This window comes from Micromonospora sp. NPDC048842, assembly GCF_040649935.1.
In the GTDB taxonomy this organism is placed as follows: Bacteria; Actinomycetota; Actinomycetes; order Mycobacteriales; family Micromonosporaceae; genus Micromonospora; species Micromonospora hortensis.
On sequence record NZ_JBEZGK010000040.1, the window covers coordinates 1 to 16,199 of the forward strand.

Annotated in this window: 19 protein-coding genes; 9 read left to right on the plus strand and 10 right to left on the minus strand. The window is 71.3% G+C overall.

Going from position 1 to position 16,199, the window contains the following annotated elements; genetic code table 11:
- Positions 1-120 precede the first annotated feature (120 nt).
- The 7 genes from AB0C19_RS32220 to AB0C19_RS32250 form a co-directional block, all read right to left on the minus strand.
- Positions 121-1,614, minus strand: a complete 1,494-nt coding sequence (locus tag AB0C19_RS32220; RefSeq protein WP_357191464.1) for an MFS transporter — start codon at positions 1,612-1,614, stop codon at positions 121-123.
- Between the two features lie 33 nt (positions 1,615-1,647).
- Positions 1,648-2,277: a TetR/AcrR family transcriptional regulator gene (locus tag AB0C19_RS32225; RefSeq protein WP_357191466.1), complete on the minus strand. Its 630-nt coding sequence runs from the start codon at positions 2,275-2,277 to the stop codon at positions 1,648-1,650.
- A 151-nt stretch (positions 2,278-2,428) separates the two neighbouring features.
- Entirely contained in the window at positions 2,429-3,775 is a 1,347-nt protein-coding gene (locus AB0C19_RS32230; RefSeq protein ID WP_357191468.1) for a glycosyltransferase, read from the minus strand.
- On the minus strand, positions 3,772-3,954 hold the full coding sequence (locus AB0C19_RS32235; protein ID WP_203117656.1) for a hypothetical protein: 183 nt from the start codon (positions 3,952-3,954) through the stop codon (positions 3,772-3,774). The genes AB0C19_RS32230 and AB0C19_RS32235 overlap by 4 nt, the downstream gene beginning before the upstream one ends.
- A 379-nt stretch (positions 3,955-4,333) precedes the next feature.
- Positions 4,334-5,233 (minus strand): Gmad2 immunoglobulin-like domain-containing protein, encoded by a 900-nt coding sequence (locus AB0C19_RS32240; protein ID WP_357191470.1) that lies wholly within the window; start codon positions 5,231-5,233, stop codon positions 4,334-4,336.
- Positions 5,230-6,699 carry a HAMP domain-containing sensor histidine kinase gene (locus tag AB0C19_RS32245; protein ID WP_357191472.1) on the minus strand — a complete coding sequence of 490 codons (1,470 nt, stop codon included), beginning with the start codon at positions 6,697-6,699 and terminating at the stop codon, positions 5,230-5,232. Before AB0C19_RS32245 ends, AB0C19_RS32240 begins: the two co-directional genes overlap by 4 nt.
- A 12-nt stretch (positions 6,700-6,711) precedes the next feature.
- On the minus strand, positions 6,712-7,392 hold the full coding sequence (locus AB0C19_RS32250; protein WP_357191474.1) for a response regulator transcription factor: 681 nt from the start codon (positions 7,390-7,392) through the stop codon (positions 6,712-6,714).
- A 159-nt stretch (positions 7,393-7,551) separates the two neighbouring features.
- On the opposite strand from AB0C19_RS32250, the gene AB0C19_RS32255 reads away from it, so the two are divergent.
- The 5 genes from AB0C19_RS32255 to AB0C19_RS32275 all read left to right on the plus strand — a co-directional run bounded on the left by AB0C19_RS32255 (position 7,552) and on the right by AB0C19_RS32275 (position 10,446).
- Positions 7,552-7,908 (plus strand): L-rhamnose mutarotase, encoded by a 357-nt coding sequence (locus AB0C19_RS32255; RefSeq protein ID WP_357191476.1) that lies wholly within the window; start codon positions 7,552-7,554, stop codon positions 7,906-7,908.
- Positions 7,909-8,078: 170 nt separating this feature from the next.
- Positions 8,079-8,492, plus strand: coding sequence for a DUF6069 family protein (locus AB0C19_RS32260; protein ID WP_357191478.1), 414 nt, complete (start codon positions 8,079-8,081; stop codon positions 8,490-8,492).
- Between the two features lie 36 nt (positions 8,493-8,528).
- Entirely contained in the window at positions 8,529-8,882 is a 354-nt protein-coding gene (locus tag AB0C19_RS32265) for a YciI family protein (RefSeq protein ID WP_357191480.1), read from the plus strand.
- A gap of 20 nt (positions 8,883-8,902) precedes the next feature.
- Positions 8,903-10,102 (plus strand): sigma-70 family RNA polymerase sigma factor, encoded by a 1,200-nt coding sequence (locus tag AB0C19_RS32270; RefSeq protein WP_357191483.1) that lies wholly within the window; start codon positions 8,903-8,905, stop codon positions 10,100-10,102.
- A complete protein-coding gene (locus AB0C19_RS32275) occupies positions 10,099-10,446 on the plus strand; it encodes a hypothetical protein (protein ID WP_357191485.1) in 348 nt (115 codons plus the stop codon). The genes AB0C19_RS32270 and AB0C19_RS32275 overlap by 4 nt, the downstream gene beginning before the upstream one ends.
- On the opposite strand, the gene AB0C19_RS32280 is transcribed toward AB0C19_RS32275, so the two are convergent.
- Positions 10,373-11,092 carry a VOC family protein gene (locus AB0C19_RS32280; protein WP_357191487.1) on the minus strand — a complete coding sequence of 240 codons (720 nt, stop codon included), beginning with the start codon at positions 11,090-11,092 and terminating at the stop codon, positions 10,373-10,375. The two genes, AB0C19_RS32275 and AB0C19_RS32280, sit on opposite strands and share 74 nt — an antisense overlap.
- 102 nt (positions 11,093-11,194) lie before the next feature.
- Positions 11,195-11,758, minus strand: a complete 564-nt coding sequence (locus tag AB0C19_RS32285; RefSeq protein WP_357191489.1) for a hypothetical protein — start codon at positions 11,756-11,758, stop codon at positions 11,195-11,197.
- A 240-nt stretch (positions 11,759-11,998) separates the two neighbouring features.
- Here AB0C19_RS32285 and AB0C19_RS32290 point away from each other — a divergent pair, with 240 nt between their 5' ends.
- Both AB0C19_RS32290 and AB0C19_RS32295 read left to right on the plus strand, forming a co-directional pair.
- Positions 11,999-13,180: a snapalysin family zinc-dependent metalloprotease gene (locus AB0C19_RS32290; RefSeq protein ID WP_357191491.1), complete on the plus strand. Its 1,182-nt coding sequence runs from the start codon at positions 11,999-12,001 to the stop codon at positions 13,178-13,180.
- A 125-nt stretch (positions 13,181-13,305) separates the two neighbouring features.
- Positions 13,306-13,953 (plus strand): hypothetical protein, encoded by a 648-nt coding sequence (locus AB0C19_RS32295; protein ID WP_357191493.1) that lies wholly within the window; start codon positions 13,306-13,308, stop codon positions 13,951-13,953.
- Between the two features lie 13 nt (positions 13,954-13,966).
- Here the strand turns inward: AB0C19_RS32295 and AB0C19_RS32300 are convergent, their stop codons facing one another.
- Positions 13,967-14,800 carry a DUF3152 domain-containing protein gene (locus tag AB0C19_RS32300; RefSeq protein ID WP_357191495.1) on the minus strand — a complete coding sequence of 278 codons (834 nt, stop codon included), beginning with the start codon at positions 14,798-14,800 and terminating at the stop codon, positions 13,967-13,969.
- Positions 14,801-14,938: 138 nt separating this feature from the next.
- Between AB0C19_RS32300 and AB0C19_RS32305 the strand changes: the two genes are divergently transcribed.
- Together AB0C19_RS32305 and AB0C19_RS32310 are read left to right on the plus strand one after the other, a co-directional pair.
- Positions 14,939-15,439 carry a SigE family RNA polymerase sigma factor gene (locus tag AB0C19_RS32305; RefSeq protein WP_357191497.1) on the plus strand — a complete coding sequence of 167 codons (501 nt, stop codon included), beginning with the start codon at positions 14,939-14,941 and terminating at the stop codon, positions 15,437-15,439.
- Positions 15,436-16,194: a hypothetical protein gene (locus tag AB0C19_RS32310; RefSeq protein ID WP_357191499.1), complete on the plus strand. Its 759-nt coding sequence runs from the start codon at positions 15,436-15,438 to the stop codon at positions 16,192-16,194. Before AB0C19_RS32305 ends, AB0C19_RS32310 begins: the two co-directional genes overlap by 4 nt.
- The last annotated feature ends 5 nt before the right edge of the window (positions 16,195-16,199 follow it).

The window sequence follows — 16,199 nt, forward strand, 5'->3', positions numbered from 1 at the left end:
GGTTCCATTTTTATCCCCTAAACCGTTTTTGCCCCTTGGGGGGGCCCGCACCCGTAGGGGGCGCCGGCCGGCCCCCCCCCGGTGTCGGGGCGGGCCGGCCGGCGGCCACGTCGGTCAGGCTCAGCCCATGTGCACGGTGTTGCCGGTCGGGATGTCCTCCTTGCGGACCTTCACCAGGACCAGGGTGGCCAGTCCGGCGAGCACGATCAGCGCAGCGCCCCAGGCGAAGGCCACCCGGTAGCCGTGCACCAGCGCCTCGACCTGGTTGACCGGGTTCGGCGCCCGGCCGACCAGATAGGCGGCGACCGCGCTGGTGTAGAAGGTGTTCAGCAGGGCGGTGCCGAGCGAGCCACCGATCTGCTGGGTGGCGTTGAGCGTCGCGCTGGCCGCGCCAGCGTCGTGCTCCGGCACCCCGACCAGGGCGAGGCTGGACAGTGGGACGAAGGTGAAGCCCAGCCCCAGGCCCAGGACGACCTGCGCGGGCAGCAGGTGGGTGAGGAACGAGGTGTCCACGTCGATCTGGGTCAGCACCAGCATGCCCAGGGCGGCGAGCACCGAACCGGCGACCATCAGCGGTTTGGCACCCAGCCGGGGCATCAGCTGGCTGGCACCACCCGCGGCGATCAGCACACCGGCGGTGACAGGCAGGGACGCGAGACCGGCTTCGAGGGGCTTGTACTGCAACACCACCTGGAAGTAGAAGGTCAGGAAGAGGAACGCCCCGAACAGGCCGGCGCCGATCAGCGTCGAGGTGAGGAACGCTCCACCCCGGTTGCGGTCCAGCAGGATCCGCAGTGGCAGCAGCGGGTGGCTGGAGCGCAGCTCGATCACCACGAAGGCGGCGAGCAGCACCACGCCCGCGCCGATGAAACCGAGCGTCGCTGTGGCGTCCCAGCCGTCCTCGGCGGCCTTGGTGAAGCCGTAGACCAGGGAAACCAGGCCGGCGGTCACCACGATCGCCCCGGGCACGTCGTAGCGGGTGTTGCCGTGGGCCCGGCTCTCCGGCACCAGCGGCAGCGCGAACGCGATGGCGATGGCGGCGACCGGGATGTTGACCAGCAGGCACCAGCGCCAGTCGGCGTACTCGGTGAGCACCCCGCCGAGCAGCAGGCCGACCGCGGACCCACCGCCGGCGATCGCGCCGTACACCGCGAAGGCCTTGGCCCGCTCGGTGGCCTCGGTGAACAGGACGGTGAGCAGCGCCAGAGCGGCCGGGGCGAGCAGCGCGCCGAAGGCGCCCTGCAACGCGCGGGCGGCGAAGAGCATCTCACCGGTGGTGGCCAGACCGCCCAGGGCGGAGGCGAGCGCGAAACCGGTCATGCCGACCAGGAAGGTGCGCTTGCGCCCCCAGTAGTCGGCGATGCGACCGCCGAGCAGCAGCAGACCACCGAAGGCCAGCGTGTAGGCGGTGATCACCCACTGCCGGTTCGCGTCGGTGATCCCCAGGTCGGCCTGGGCCTGCGGCAGCGCGATGTTCACGATCGTGGCGTCCAAAACGACCATCAGCTGTGAGACCGCGATGACCGCCAGCGCGATCCAGCGCCGCGGGTGCGGTGCGCCTGTCGACGCCCCGGCGTTGGGCGCGCCGGGCGCGGTCGAGGTGGTTCCGGGCATGGTGAAGCCTTCCGTGTTGCGAATATCGGTGAATCAGGCCGGCGACGGACGGTCGTGCTGATAGCGGAGTACCGGGATCAGCACCTGGTCGACGACCTGGGTGAGGAACGCGTCATCGGCGGGTAGGCCGTGCGCGACGATGCGGGACATGGTCAGTGCGGGCGCCAGGTCGTGGAACAGCTCCCGCTCGCCGGCCTCCGGCGGGATCTCCCCGCGGGCGGCGGCCCGGACCAGGATGGCGGTGCTTGCCACCCGCCCGGCCGGCAGCACCTGGTGACGCACCAGGCGTTCCAGCTCGGGGTTGGTCCGCATGGCGAAGGTCAACGCCTGCATGAGGTCGCAGTCGGCAGTGCAGATCGCGGCCGTGGCCTTCAGCAACTCGATCAGGTCCCCGCGCAGGGTGCCGGTGTCGGGCGGGTTGTGGACACCCACGTGCCGGTCGCGCAGGGCGGCGACGACCAGCTCGGCCTTGCCGTCCCAGCGTCGGTAGATGGTGGCCTTGCTGACGTGGGCGCGGGCGGCGACGGCGTCGATGGTCATCCGGTCGAAGCCGACCTCGCGCAGAGTGTCGATGACGACGGTGAAGAGGTCGCTGTCGGTGCAGCGCGGGGCCCGGGCTGCCGGCACCCCGGCACCCGCGCCCACCTGCTGACCACCCAGCATTCCGACCCCCCGCGAAACGATGTCGTACTGACACTAGTTCGCGGTTGGCTGATCGTGCAGGTTTTCGTGAGTTGCCTCGCATCCAGCCGGCGAAACGGTCACGTTTCACGTGGAGTCGACCCGGGTGTCAGGATCAGCACGGATCGGGTAGTCAGGAAGCCAGCGCCACTTCCACCTTCTTGCGGGTGCCCCAGCCGGTGCGCCAGCAGGTGGCGACGCCGTACCAGCGGATCGCTCGCAGCACGACCAGGGCGAACACCACAGCGACGGGCGTGAGGAGCCAGGTGCCCCACTGGTAGGCCGTCGACTGGTCCGATCGTCGCACCGTCATGTAGCGGAGCGCCTGCCCGTACCCGACGATCAACGGCACAGCCACCAGCCACGGAATCGCCCGCGGATCGGGGTCGATGATCGGCGACAGGATCGCCACCGCCACGAACAGCACAGTCGCGACCACGGTTGCCGCCCAGCGCAGCAGATGCAGCCACCACGCGATCGACCGCAACGACAGGTACCGGACCCGCCACCAGGTCCTGATGAAGCTGCCGCGCATCCAGCGCAGGAACATCCGGCAGAAGTGCCCGGCGTTCTCCGGCATGAGGGAGAACGCGAACGCCGACGGCTGCTGCACGGTACGTCCCCGGACCATCGCGAAGAGAGTGAGGAGGGAGTCGTCGGAGAAGGGCACCCGTTGACCGAAGAACGTCTCCGTCAGATACGCGCCGAGGTTGTCGCGAACGACCTCCGCGCGGTAGGCGGCGATCGGGCCCGAGTTCACCCACACGCACCCGAACACCGACAGCGACGACCGGTCGGTGAGCTGCCCGGTCACCAGCCACAGGTCGGTGAACCGGGTGAGGAAGCTGCTGCGCACATTCGCGGCCATCACCACCCCCGCGACGGACTGCACCGCCGGATCGGCGAAGGGCTTCAACAACTCATCGAGGGCGTTCGGGTCCGAGATGGTGTCCGAGTCCACGGTCCAGTAGACGTCGGCTGCCGGTGTCGACCGCACCGCGGCGGCCTGGGCGTGCCGTTTCCCGGCGTTGGGTTGGATGTGCCAGGCGGCGATGATCCCGTGTACGGGGGCGACGTCGAGGAACCACCGCTTGATCGGCTGGTAGCCCTCGGTCAGCTTCGACCCGTCGTCCACCACGTAGATGGTGTTTGGTTTGCGTGTTTGGAAGATCATGGATTCGAGGCAGGCCCGCAGCGCGCCCGGATCCTCGTTGTACGCCGGCACGATGCCCACCACGTGCAGACCGTCGAGGTGCCCCTGCATCCGGTCGGTGACCACTGCGGGCCTCTCCAGATAGGAGGTGCCGAGTTGCCAGATCAGCAGCAGAAACATGGCGGCGTACGCGAAGGTGAAGCGATGACCGCCTCCGTCGATGGCGCCGATCACGGCGAGGACGTGATGGGCGGTCCACGCCGCCGCGGCGGCCAGGACGACCGCCGCGGCGAACAGGACACGACCCGTGGTGACGCTCGCGGTCACTGGCCGACCGACTGCTTACGACGGAACGTCATCCGGATCATGATGAAGCCGACGAGGACGGCGGTCGCTCCGGTGAGGGCGATGGTGAGCGGCAGGGGGAGGGCATAGCTGCCGATCCCGGCCGCGCCGCCGATCGTGACGACGCCCATACCGGTACGGGGAAGGCTGCCACCGGACATGATGTATCTCCGCTCTGTGAGGGATGGTGAGGCTGTCGCGGCGACCGGTACGACTCCAATGTGGCCCGGCCGGCACGGGGCTGAACAGCGAATATGACTCTGCGCAATGACGCGCTCACGTTGGCAAACATGTCTGCCCAGGTCAATCTCGAAAGTCACGTGAACTGTCGTCCGGCCAAGCCCGACGAACCTTCCCACTGCCGGCGTGTCGCAGACGTCCTCACCGGCTCCACGGCGTGTGGCCTGCGCTTTCACCGCCTGGCCGCGCCAGCCCGGGGAATGCCGACGAGGATCTGCGCTGTCGGGTAGACGTCAGGCCCGCACGTCGCCGTCGACAAATCGTTGACGCATCGGGTTAACACCCGCTGGCGCGAGGCGGTCAGCCGCGGGGTGCGAGGACCACCGGCACTGCCATCGTGTTGATCCGCTCGCCGTTCTCGGCGGACACCTCGTACACCTCGACGGTGCCCTTCTGCTCGCGGTCCGTGCGCCAGCCGACCACGACGCGGTAGCCGCCCCGGCAGCCGCTGCCGCAACTGGCGGTGCCGAAACCGGTGGCCACCTCCCGGCCGGCGGCGTCCAGCACCCGAACGCTCACAGTGGCCTCGAACACGGTGGCGGTGCCGGTGACGACGAGCGGGGCGGAGACGCGCTCGCCGGGGATCGGGCCGGTGACCACGATCAGTGGCAGCAGGTCAGCGAAGTCCGCCCGGTCGACAGGGGCCGCGCCGTCGAGGCGGACCTGACGCACGCTGGGGAACTGGGTGAGCGTCCACACCACTTGCGCCTCGCGCAGTCGCCGGGTGGCCGGGTCACCGACGGACGGTACCCGCAGCGTCGCCACGCCGTCGGCGATGCGGGTGACCTCGACGCCGGCCGGAAGCAGGGTGATCATCCCGGTGGCGGCCTCGGCCGGGCTCGGCCCGGCGGCCAGTTCGGTCAGCGCGAGCCGGGACGTCGCGACGGTGGCCGGCCGGGTGCGCCGGGTCGGCACGAGCAGCCCGGCGCGGACGTACCACAGCTCGACGGTCACCGGGTCCGGCCGGCGCGTGCCGGTGGACGCCGACGTCGACGGACCCGGCGGCCGGTTCGTGGGCGGTGGCGTCGGTGCCGCGGCCCGGGTCGCTGTGGGTTCCGCGCGGTCGGTGGGTGCGACGCTCGGCCGCGGCGCGGTGGGCGCCGGGCCGAGGTCACCGGAGCGGGGAGTGCCGCAGCCGCCGAGCAGGAGCGTCGCGACCAGCGCCGATGCGCCCAGCCCGACCGCGCCGCGGCCGGTCATCCCACACCGCCCGGCGTGCCTGCGGTACGCCCAACCGAACCCGGGTGAGCACTGTCGTGCGCGAGCGGCACGTCACCGTGCGGGCCGGCGGGACCGGCGGTGGGCAACTCCAGCCGGAACCGGGTGCCCTCGCCCGGTTCGCTGCGCACGCTCAGCGCGCCGCCGAGCAGCTCGGCGTGCTCCCTGGCGATGGCCAGCCCGAGCCCGCTGCCCGGCGCGGAGCGGGACGGATCGACCTGGTGGAACCGGTCGAACACGCGGGGCAGGTGCTCGGCCGGGATACCCGGCCCCTCGTCGGTGACCTCGAAGACGACCAGGGTGTCCGCCCCTGCCACGCTGGCCGTGATCTCGCCACCGCCGTGCTCGACCGCGTTGGCGACCAGGTTGGCCAGCACGCGCTCCAGCCGACGCCTGTCGGTGCGCGCCGTGACCGGATCACCGGTGACCCGCACCCGCGGCGACCAGCCGCGCGCCGCGACGATGCCGTGCAGCAGCGCCAACGCGTCGACCGGCCCGACGGCCAACTGCTCCCGTCCGGCGTCCAGCCGGGAGATCTCCATCAGATCCTCGACCAACCGGCGCAGCCGGACCACGTCGCCGACCAGCAGCCGGGCCGCCGGCCGGGCGTCGTCGGGCAGCTGGTCGAGGTGCTCGCGCAGCAGCGACGCCGCGGCCACCAACGCGGTCACCGGGGTACGCAGCTCGTGTGCGACGTCGGCGGTGAACCGCCGCTCGCGGGCCTGCGCGGCCGACAGCGCCGCGATCTTCGACTCCAGGGCCTCGGCCATCTCGTTGAACGTCGCCGCCCAGACGCTGAACTCGTCGCGCCCGCGTACCGGCAGGCGAGTGGCGAGCAGGCCCTCGGTGAGTGCTCGGGCGGCCCGGCTGGCCCGGCCCACCGGCTCCAACGTGCGGCGGGCCAACGCGTGACCCACCGCGGCGGCGAGCAACACCACGAGCGCCCAGCCGGCCACCAGCGCGGTGCGTAGCTGACCGAGGTCGGTGGCGACGTCGTCCTCCGCTTTCAGGACGTACAACTCGGCGGTCGAGCCGGGAATGCGCCCACCGATCACCAGCAGCCGAGGACGCTCTGCCGGCGCGGAGCGCTGATAACCGAGCCGCCCGTCCGCGACGACGGCCCGCAACCGGGTGCCCAGCACCGGGGCGTACGCGGGGTGCGAGGCGCGGGTCGAGCCGTCGACGAGCAGCACGTGCCGACCGCTGGCCTCGAAGCTGGTGAGCAGTTCGGTGCTGCGCTGCTCGGTCAGTGGCAGGAACTGCCCAGCGAGAACGAGTTGGTAGCGGGCGTCGGCGGCGGCCTCGTGCAGCGACGCGTCCAGCCAGGACTGCCGCAGCAGCAGGCCGGTCCCGCCGGCGAGCAGCCCGGCCGAGACGCCGGCGACCAGGACGAACGCGATCGTCAGCCGGCGCCGCAGGCGCCCTGGGAACACCGCGCGCCCGGCCATCGCCGCTCCCCGTCAGCCCATCGACAGCTTGTAGCCGGCACCGCGCACGGTCCGGATCAGCAGTGGCTGCGCCGGGTCGTCCTCGACCTTGGCGCGTAGCCGCTGCACCGCCACGTCGACCAGTCGGGAGTCGCCGAGGAAGTCGTGGTTCCAGACCAGGTCCAGCAGCAACTCCCGGGTGAAGACCTGACCGGGCCGGCGGGCCAGCTCCAGCAACAGGCGGAACTCGGTGGTGGTGAGCGCCACCTCCCGGCCGTGTCGGCGGACCACGAAGCCGCCCGGGTCGATCTCCAGGCCGCCGACCTCGATGACGGTCGAGGGGGCCGGCACGCTCACCCGGCGCAGCACCGAGCGGACCCGGGCCACCAGCTCGGGCAGGTCGAAGGGCTTGCGCAGATAGTCGTCCGCGCCGCACTCGAGCCCGACCACCACGTCGATGGTGTCGGTGCGCGCGGTCAGCATCAGGATCGGTACCTGGCTGGTTCGCCGGATCTCCCGGCAGACCTCCAGACCGTCCGGGCCCGGCAGCATGATGTCGAGCACGATGAGGTCGACCGGGTGGGCGCGGAACGCGGCCAGAGCCTGCCGTCCGTCGACAGCGGTGTCGACCCGGAAGCCGGCACGGCGCAGACCGAGGGCGGTGACCTCCCGGATAGAGAAGTCGTCCTCGACCACCAACACGCGGCCCTCCATCACCCGAGGGTAGACCCGACGCCACGGTGCGTAGTCCTGGCGAAACGGCCGACATCGGCGGCCGGCTGGCCCCCTCCGGGCACCGCTCAACCGCTACCTTCCTTCGGCACCCCTGAACCAGCTCACACGAAAGGGCACGACGTGAAACGTCATGGCTGCGTGATCCGACTCCGCCCCGAGCAGCGGGAGACCTACCTGCGGTTGCATGCCGCCGTCTGGCCGAGCGTGGAGAAGACGCTGCGCGAGGCGAACTTCCGCAACTACACCATCTTCCTCCACGACGATCTGCTCTTCGGCTACTACGAGTACGTGGGCGACGACTACGAGGCCGACCTGCGGCTGATCGCGGCGGACCCGCAGACGCAGGAGTGGTGGAAGCTGACCGACCCGTGTCAGGAGTCGATCGCCGAGCCCGGCTCGGGGGACTTCTGGGCCCCGATGCGCGAGGTCTGGCACCTGGCCGACGAGGCGGTCGGGCCGGCACCCGACCCGATCCAGCAGGGTTCCGGCAGCTAGCTGACACGGATGGTCGGGGCCGGCCGGTCCCGACCATCCAGGTCGAGCGGCGGCAGGGTCGAAAGTCTTCGACAAAAACTTTGGTCGTGCTGTCGATTGGGATCCGGTCCGTTCGTAGCCCTGGTGAGAGCCCGGCATCGCACCGGGCCGCACACCCACTGGAGGGCACGATGACCGCCACTGCGAACACGACCCGCGCCACCACGTCGAACGTTGGTGCGCTGATCCGGACCGGTGTCGCCGCCACTGCCGCGGCGAGCATCGCCACCATGGCCGTCGCCGCCGTCGGACACCTGGCCGGGATCAGCCTCGAGCTGGGCGACGCCCCGATCCCCGTGACGGGGTTCGGCGTGCTGACCGCCGTCTTCTCGCTGCTCGGCGTGATCATTGCCGCGGCGCTGGCGCGTTTCGCCAGGCGCCCCCGGCTCACCTTCGTCCGTACGACGGTGGTGCTGACGGTCCTGTCCCTGGTGCCGGACGTGATCGCCGACGCCGGGGTTGCCACCAAGGCGCTGCTGATGCTCACCCACCTGGTCGCGGCCGCGATCGTGATCCCCGCCGTCGCGCGCCGCCTGGCTGCCTGACCTGTTCCCATCCCACCGAGCTACCGGAGGATCGTCATGAAGCAGTACCTGCTGTCAGTGCACTTCGTCGAGGGCGCGCCGACGCCGTCCGACGAGGAGACGCAGACCATGTTCAGGGAGACCGGCCGGATCAACGACGACATGCAGGCCGCGGGCGCGTGGGTCTTCGGCGGGGGACTCTCGTCACCGGACAGCGCCACCGTCGTCCGGGTCGAGAACGGCACCACCGCCGTGAGCGACGGGCCGTTCGCCGAGACGAAGGAGCACATCGCCGGGTTCTGGGTCATCAGGTGCGCCGACCTGGACGCGGCGCTGGCCTGGGCCGAGAGGTGCGCGGCGGCCTGCGGCCCGGTCGAGGTGCGCCCCTTCGACGACCTGTCCCAGGCCTGACCGGCAGCCGGTCTCCCGACGTGGACCTGGCGAGCATCTACCGCGCGGAGTACGGCCGCTGCGTCGCCACCCTGGCCCGCCTCCTCGGTGACATCAACCTCGCCGAGGAGGCAGTCCAGGACGCCTTCACCACGGCGCTGCAGAAGTGGCAGACACTGCCGCCGAACCCGGGTGCCTGGATCGTGACCACCGCACGCAACCGTGCAGTGGACCGGCTTCGCCGGGAGTCGACCCGCGAGGCCCGGCACGCCCAGGCACTGCTGCTGTATCACCAGGATGAGCCCTCGGAGGTGGGACCGGTGCGGGACGACCAGCTGCGACTCATCTTCACCTGCTGTCACCCGGCACTGGCCCCGGAGGCGCGGACGGCGCTCACCCTGCGCCTGCTGGGCGGCCTCGACGTACCGGAGATCGCCCGGGCCTACCTGGTCCAGGAGGCGACCGTCGCCCAGCGGATCGTGCGCGCCAAGAGAAAGATCCGCGACGCCGCCATCCCGTACCGGGTGCCCGCCGAACATGAGCTGCCGGACCGGCTGCCGCCCGTCCTCGCGGTGCTCTACCTGATGTTCAACGAGGGCTACGCGTCCACCGCCGGCCCGTTGATCAGAACGGACCTGTGCGCCGAGGCGATCCGGCTGGCCCGCGAACTCGCCGCGTTGATGCCCGACGAGCCCGAGGTCCTGGGCCTGCTCGCCCTACTGTTGCTGACCGAGGCGCGCCGCCCGGCCCGGCTCGGCCCGACCGGAGACCTGGTGCTGCTTGCCGACCAGGACCGGTCACTGTGGAACCGGTCGCTCATCGCCGAGGGCCACGACCTGGTCCGACGATGCCTGCGCCGCAACCGGCCCGGCCCGTACCAGATCCAGGCCGCGATCAGCGCTGTGCACACCGACGGCGCCGCCACCGACTGGCAGCAGGTCCTGGCACTGTACGACCAGCTCCTCGCGCTCGCGCCGACCCCGGTCGTGGCGCTCAACCGTGCGGTCGCCGTCGCCGAGGTGCACGGGCCGGCGGTGGCTCTCGCCGTGTTGGAGGGGATCGACCTTCCGGGCTATCACCGGCTGCCCGCCACCCGGGCCGAACTGCTCGCTCGGCTCGGACGGGACGACGAGGCCCGAGCCGCCTACGACCAGGCCGCGGCACTGGCCACCAACGCGACCGAGCGGGCCTACCTGGAGACCCGTCGTACCGAACTCACCAGTGAACGGAGAGCATCATGACAGCCACCTACACCGTCGACGTCTTTTCCAGCCTCGACGGCTTCGGCACCACAAGCGGCAACTGGGGCGGCTACTGGGGAAAGCAGGGCCCCGAACTGCTCGCGCACCGCCTGTCCGTCTACGGCGCGGAGCAGCGCATGGTCTTCGGGGCCAACACGTACCGGGTGTTCGCGCAGATGCTGGCCGCGAGCACCGAGGAGTCCGAGGTCCGCGACGCCTGGGTGACCGAACCAGCCGTTCGCGCGCGCCGCCGGTCGTATTCCCCTCGGCCTACCGCATCGCCGCCGAGAGGTCGGCCGCGGCTTCGAACGTCGGCGCCGCCCGCTGAGCCTCGTCGGCACTGAGCACGACGGCGTCTGCGCGGGCCAGCATTTCCCGTGCCGTCTCCTGGTCGCGAAGGACCAGTGCCAGTTCGGCGCGGTAGACGAGGACTTCTACCTGTGCGACCGGGTCGTCATCGGATTGCGGGCGGGCGAGGGCGCTGTCGAGGATGCGGACGGCCTGCCCGATGTCACCCCTGGAATCACCCTGCACCACGGCGTTCGCCAGGGCTTTCGCGAGTCGCCCGGGAGGCACCGTCGCCACCGTTGGCGTGGTGGCGACATTCTGGACCACGCGGATCCAGTTGCCGCCCGGGTCGATGACGCTGAACCCGCCCAGGCCGTCGTAGTTTCGTCGTGTCCGGGGACGCGTCATCCGTGGTGTCCCGGACACCAGCACCTTGCCGTACGAGGATCGCATTCCCGCAGCGAATGCCCGGTGCAGCCCCGCGATGTCCGATGTGAGCACCAGGCAGGAGCCGTAGGACTGCTCGGGGTCGAAACCGGCGATCTCGAAGAAGTGCAGATGCAGATCCTCGCGGCGCAACGCCACGTACGGGTTGGGCTTGCGCTGCTGGTGCGTGGTGTGGAAGCCGAGAACCTCGTAGAAGGTGACGATGTCGTCGATGGACGCGCAGGGCAGCAGGGGAACGGTCACCTCGTTGGTCATGGGTCCTTCCTAGACGTCACGACGTGCCCGTCGCACATGGAAAAAGCCGATCATCGCCCATGCCCGCCCAAACGGCTGATGACGATCGGCTCTCCGCCTAGCTCACCACGTGTGGGCGACGTCGAGCACCACCCGGCTGTGGGTGCCGGGACCGGCGAGCACGAGCACCCGGAACGGCAACCGCGCCCGTACGCCGACGGCGAAGGTGCTGTAGCCCTCGAAGCTGCCGCCGAACACCACGTCGCGCAGCGTCGGGTAGCGCAGCAAATTCGCCACGTGCTCGCCGACCGCGTAGGGCACGGTCCCCAGGTGGTCGTCGTCGTACGCCGGGGCCCGCAGCGAGACCCGCAGCAGCGCCCCGCCGGCGGTGTAGGGCGACAGCGCCAGCCCTTCGCCCTCGGTCCACGTCTCGCCGTAGCTGATCGCGTAACCGTCGACCGGACCGTTGAACTCGAACACGACCCGGTCGTAGCAGTCGTGCCGGCCGGTCCGCACGTCCATCAGCGGGGCGTCGCTCAGTGTGCCGGCAGCCTTCTCCGCGCTGCCCCAGGTGATCCCGCAGTACGCCGCTCCGGTCGTGGTGCCCGCGGCGGTGCTGCCGCTGGCGCTGGCGACCAGCCCGGCGAGGGCGACGACCAACGCGGTCAGTGCGCTCCTGATCCTCATTGTGGTTTCTCCGTTCGGCATCGGGGTCACGTCGCGGCGTCGCTGCCGGTGACCCGCTGCCGTCACCGTCGTCCTGCCCCGGCACGGGAGCTTCGCTGCGACGTAACCGCTGGGTAACAGCCTGCACGTCGCCGGTATGACGCTTCCGCTATGCCGAACATCGGCCGCCGTCACATTAATATCGGCGTGCATCGATGGACCGGCGGCGACGGTCGCCGGACGACCGCAGGGGAGTACCCGATGTTCCGAGGACAACTGAGACGCGCGGCGCTGGCCATGCTGGTGGCGATCCTGGCAGCGGCCGGGATACAGCTCGCCACCGGCACGCCGGCCGCCGCCGTCCGGACCGTCTACTACGACGCGAGCCGGACCGGCGAGTTCCGCACCAACTTCGACCAGGCGGCGCAGATCTGGAACAGCCGGGTCAGCAACGTCCGACTCCTGGCCGGCACTCCGGCCAGCATCACCATCTACGTCGACGAAGGTTGGCCGCGCGCGCAGCCGACCGGTCTCGGCTCGGGCCGGATCTGGATGGGCCGCACGGCCGTCAACCAGGGCTACGACCGCACCCGCATCGCCACCCACGAAGTCGGCCACATCCTGGGCCTGCCGGACCGGCGCACCGGCCTCTGCTCCGACCTGATGTCCGGCAGCAGCGCACCGGTCTCCTGCCGCAACGCGAACCCCAGCGCCGCCGAGGCGAGCCGGGTGAACTCGCTGTTCGCCGGCTCCCTGGCCGCGCCGGCCAGCACGACGTACACCTGGAACGGCGACTCGGGCATCAGCCCGCTGGTGGTCGGTGGCCGGCCGGCCACGGAAAACTACCCCTTCATGGTGTACGTCTCCGGCTGCACCGGCACGCTGATCAAGGGCAACTGGGCGGTCACCGCCAAGCACTGTTCGACGCCGTCCTCGGTGCGGGTGGGCAGCATCAACCGCTCCAGCGGCGGGACCGTGGCGCGGGTGACCCGGGCGGTCAACCACCCGAGCGTCGACGTCAAGCTGCTGCAACTGGCCAGCTCGGTCACGTACGCGCCGGCCCCGATCCCGAGCACCTCCGGCGCGGTCGGCACCGCCACCCGGATCATCGGCTGGGGTCAGACCTGCGCCCCGCGGGGCTGCGGTTCGGCTCCGGCCGTGGCCAACGAGCTCGACACGTCAATCGTGGCCGACAGCCGGTGCTCCGGCATCAACGGCCCGTACGAGATCTGCACCAACAACACCAACGGCAACTCCGGCGCCTGCTATGGCGACTCGGGTGGTCCGCAGGTGCGCCGGGTCAACGGAGTGTGGAACCTGATCGGCGCCACGAGTCGGGCCGGAAACAACAACTCCACCTGCGCCACCGGCCCGTCCATCTACGTCGACCTGCCGTCGATCCGATCGTGGATCTCCACTCAGGTGGGTGGCCTGCCGGTCTGACCATCAGCGACATCACGGGCGGGGGCGAGCGTCGAACGCGCCCCCGCCCCGGTGTGCCGGTGTCACCCACGCGATCCCACCATGCGGTACGGTGCGTGGCATATCGGCACATCGGAGGTGGCGTCGTGCCTACCGTCGTCGTTCTCGCGCTGACCCTCGCCCTGGCGCCCGCGCCGTCCCCGTCGGCCACCCCTCGTCCGCTCGGTGACATCGTCGGCGGCGTCGGCCAGATCGTCGACGAGCTGCTCGGTGGCGACACGCCGAGTGCCGCTCCGACGCCGAGCGACACCCCCACCGGGGCGGCCACGCCGAGTCGGCCACCGGTCACCGGTCGGCCCAGTCCGGCGCAACCCATCGCGGTCCCCAAGCCCGCCGGGTCGGCGGGCGGTGGTGTCCCCGCACCCGCAGCCACCGATCGCCGACCCGTCGAGGGGGACACCGGCACCCGCGAGGCCGCAGTGCCGCGGCGCGACGGCGACACCCCACCGAACGCCCCGCCGGCGCTCGCCAACCCCACCCGGAATGCTTGGCCGCCCGCGTCGTACCTGCTGGTCGTGGCGGTCCTCGGGGTGCTGGCACTGCTGCTCCTGCGCCGCCGGGCGCCGGTCCCCGCCGCCGCGCCCGACCCCGGTCCGGTACCGGATTCCGGCCCGGCACCGGATTCCGGCCCGGTGCCGGACAACGTCAGCCGATTGCCGACCAGCCTCAACGTCATCTACGAGATGGGCCGGCAGGACGAGCGACTCGAACAGGAGCGCCGTCGGCGTACCTGAGGGAACGCTGTCCTCACGATGCCGAGTAGGCGCCCTCACGCCTGGGGATCGCGTCGTCGTACGCCCCGCCCGGCCCGCTGTAGCGGGCCTTGCCCTTCGGGTACGGCCAGGCGTTCGCGGTGCAGCCGTGCAGGCCCAGCGTCTGCTGCTGCATGACCGGCGCCGGCCGGCCCCGCCCGGGGCACCGCTCGTGGCCGTGCCCGAGTTTGTGCCCCACCTCGTGGTTGACCATGTACTGCCGGTAGGTCTCCAGTGTCGCGCCGTAACCCGGCACCCCCTTGACCCAGCGCGCCACGTTGAGCACCACCCGGCCACCGTTGCGGCAGGAGGTGTAGGCGTCCGGCACGTCCTGGCAGAGGGTGTCGCGGGTGCCGGGGGTCGCCAGGTAGATGGTGAAGTCGGTCGGTTCGCCGGCACCGACCCGGCGCAGCCGCCAGGCTCCATCCGCCGTCCACCCGCGTGGGTCGTTCAACGTCGTGGTGATCGCGGTGGCGATGTCAGTCGTCGGCAGGCCCCGGATGTCGCGCTCCACGGCGACCCGGTAGCGCAGCAACCGGCCGGCCGTCGCGCGCCCGGGGGTCGTCTCGCCGGGCGCCACCGACCAGCGGTTACCGCCGGTGGCGGGATAGCTGACCGGGATGACCGGTGCGGAACTGGGTCGCACCTCGGTGGCCCCGGTCGGCCGACCGGTAGGTGTCGCCGGTCCGCTGGGGGCGGCCGGCCCGGCGACGACCGGGTCGGTGGCGGGTTGCCCGGCGGCGGGCAGGCCGCACCCGGTGAGCAGCGCCACCACCAGCAGTGACGCCATCGAGGCGGTACCCCGGCGGCGGGTAACCTTCGTCGACATGTCTCTCCCCTCGCGCGTCGCTCTGCGGCGGCGCGGAGGAGAAGACGGGTGACAGTGGCGAAAAGTTGATGTGACCCAGGGCTCAACCTTTTGCCGGCCTCACCCGTCTCTAGCTCTGTGGCACGGGGAGGGTTCGCGGTGGCGCGGGGTGACGCGGATTTCGTCGAGTTCGCGCGGGCGGCGTCCGCGCGACTGGTGCACGCCGCGTACCTGATGACCGGTGACCACCACCAGGCCGAGGACGCCGCGCAGACCGCACTGGTGCGCACCTACGCGTCGTGGTCGCGGATCCACGACGACGACGCCTACGGGTACGCCCGCCGCACACTGGTCAACCATCTGGTCGACGGGTGGCGACGGCCGATGCGGGAGTACCCGACCGACGAGGTGCCGGAGCAGCGACGTGGCGACGTGGCCGACGACGTGGCCACCCGGCGCTGGTTGATCAGCATCCTCGGTGCGCTCAGCCCCCGGGAGCGCGCCATCGTCGTCCTGCGCTACTACTTCGACCTGCCGGAGGCGCAGGTGGCCCGGGAACTTGCCGTATCCGTCGGCACGGTCAAGAGCACCAGCTCCCGAGCTCTGGAGAAGTTGCGCACCGCCGCGCCCCGCACAGCCGATGAGAGGGCGCGCCGATGAGCGAGCTGGAACGGCTCCGCCACGCGATGCGGGCGACCGAGCGTCCCGACGCCGTGCTCGATCTGGACTCCGTGATGCGCGAGGGACGTCGGTTGCGTACCCGTCGACGCATCGCCGGAGCCGGGGCGGCGACGCTCGCGACCGGCTTGGCCGCCGTGGTCGTCGTGGTGGCGGTCGGCGCGTCCGGGCCGGGCGATCCGGCGCCGACCGCGCACCCGCCGCCGGTCGCCGTCGCTCCACCGTCGGTCGGTGTCTCGCCGTGGGCGGAGAAGTCGCTGGGCTCCACGCCACCGCCGACGGTGGGCCGTGACGAGCCGCCACCGAAGCCGATGGGCCGGATCGTGGACAGCGGGGTGCGGCACGGCGCCGAGCGTCGGGTCTACTACTTCGTCCCGGTGTCCGTGTCCGGTGAGCCCAAGGTGTCCATCGGTCTGGCCGCCGGTCGCCAGGCTCCGGACGGCTCGTTGAGCACCGACATCCTGGTCAACGACGTCGACGGCAGCGACCGCGGCGCCGGGTTCCACCAGATCGGCTACGACGAGGGCTTCGCCGCTCCGGTGCCCACCTTCGGCTACTTCGTCGGCCCCGCCAAGCGGATCATCGGCACCGTCGACGGTCGGCAGGTCGACGCCCGAGTGGCGCCATGGAGTGCCGACAAGCAGGTGCTGATCTTCTGGTTCGACCCGGCGCGGCTCACCCCGGGGGAGCGGCTGGACGGCATCATCGCCCACGACGCCAGCGGCCGGCGACTCTGACGCGC

Bases quoted from the DNA above. Each gene is read 5' to 3' on its own strand.
- AB0C19_RS32220 (WP_357191464.1), bottom strand. From the start codon at position 1,614: ATGCCCGGAACCACCTCGACCGCGCCCGGCGCGCCCAACGCCGGGGCG.
- AB0C19_RS32225 (WP_357191466.1), bottom strand. From the start codon at position 2,277: ATGCTGGGTGGTCAGCAGGTGGGCGCGGGTGCCGGGGTGCCGGCAGCC.
- AB0C19_RS32235 (WP_203117656.1), bottom strand. From the start codon at position 3,954: ATGTCCGGTGGCAGCCTTCCCCGTACCGGTATGGGCGTCGTCACGATC.
- AB0C19_RS32240 (WP_357191470.1), bottom strand. From the start codon at position 5,233: ATGACCGGCCGCGGCGCGGTCGGGCTGGGCGCATCGGCGCTGGTCGCG.
- AB0C19_RS32245 (WP_357191472.1), bottom strand. From the start codon at position 6,699: ATGGCCGGGCGCGCGGTGTTCCCAGGGCGCCTGCGGCGCCGGCTGACG.
- AB0C19_RS32250 (WP_357191474.1), bottom strand. From the start codon at position 7,392: ATGGAGGGCCGCGTGTTGGTGGTCGAGGACGACTTCTCTATCCGGGAG.
- AB0C19_RS32260 (WP_357191478.1), top strand. From the start codon at position 8,079: ATGACCGCCACTGCGAACACGACCCGCGCCACCACGTCGAACGTTGGT.
- AB0C19_RS32265 (WP_357191480.1), top strand. From the start codon at position 8,529: ATGAAGCAGTACCTGCTGTCAGTGCACTTCGTCGAGGGCGCGCCGACG.
- AB0C19_RS32275 (WP_357191485.1), top strand. From the start codon at position 10,099: ATGACAGCCACCTACACCGTCGACGTCTTTTCCAGCCTCGACGGCTTC.
- AB0C19_RS32280 (WP_357191487.1), bottom strand. From the start codon at position 11,092: ATGACCAACGAGGTGACCGTTCCCCTGCTGCCCTGCGCGTCCATCGAC.
- AB0C19_RS32285 (WP_357191489.1), bottom strand. From the start codon at position 11,758: ATGAGGATCAGGAGCGCACTGACCGCGTTGGTCGTCGCCCTCGCCGGG.
- AB0C19_RS32290 (WP_357191491.1), top strand. From the start codon at position 11,999: ATGTTCCGAGGACAACTGAGACGCGCGGCGCTGGCCATGCTGGTGGCG.
- AB0C19_RS32300 (WP_357191495.1), bottom strand. From the start codon at position 14,800: ATGTCGACGAAGGTTACCCGCCGCCGGGGTACCGCCTCGATGGCGTCA.
- AB0C19_RS32310 (WP_357191499.1), top strand. From the start codon at position 15,436: ATGAGCGAGCTGGAACGGCTCCGCCACGCGATGCGGGCGACCGAGCGT.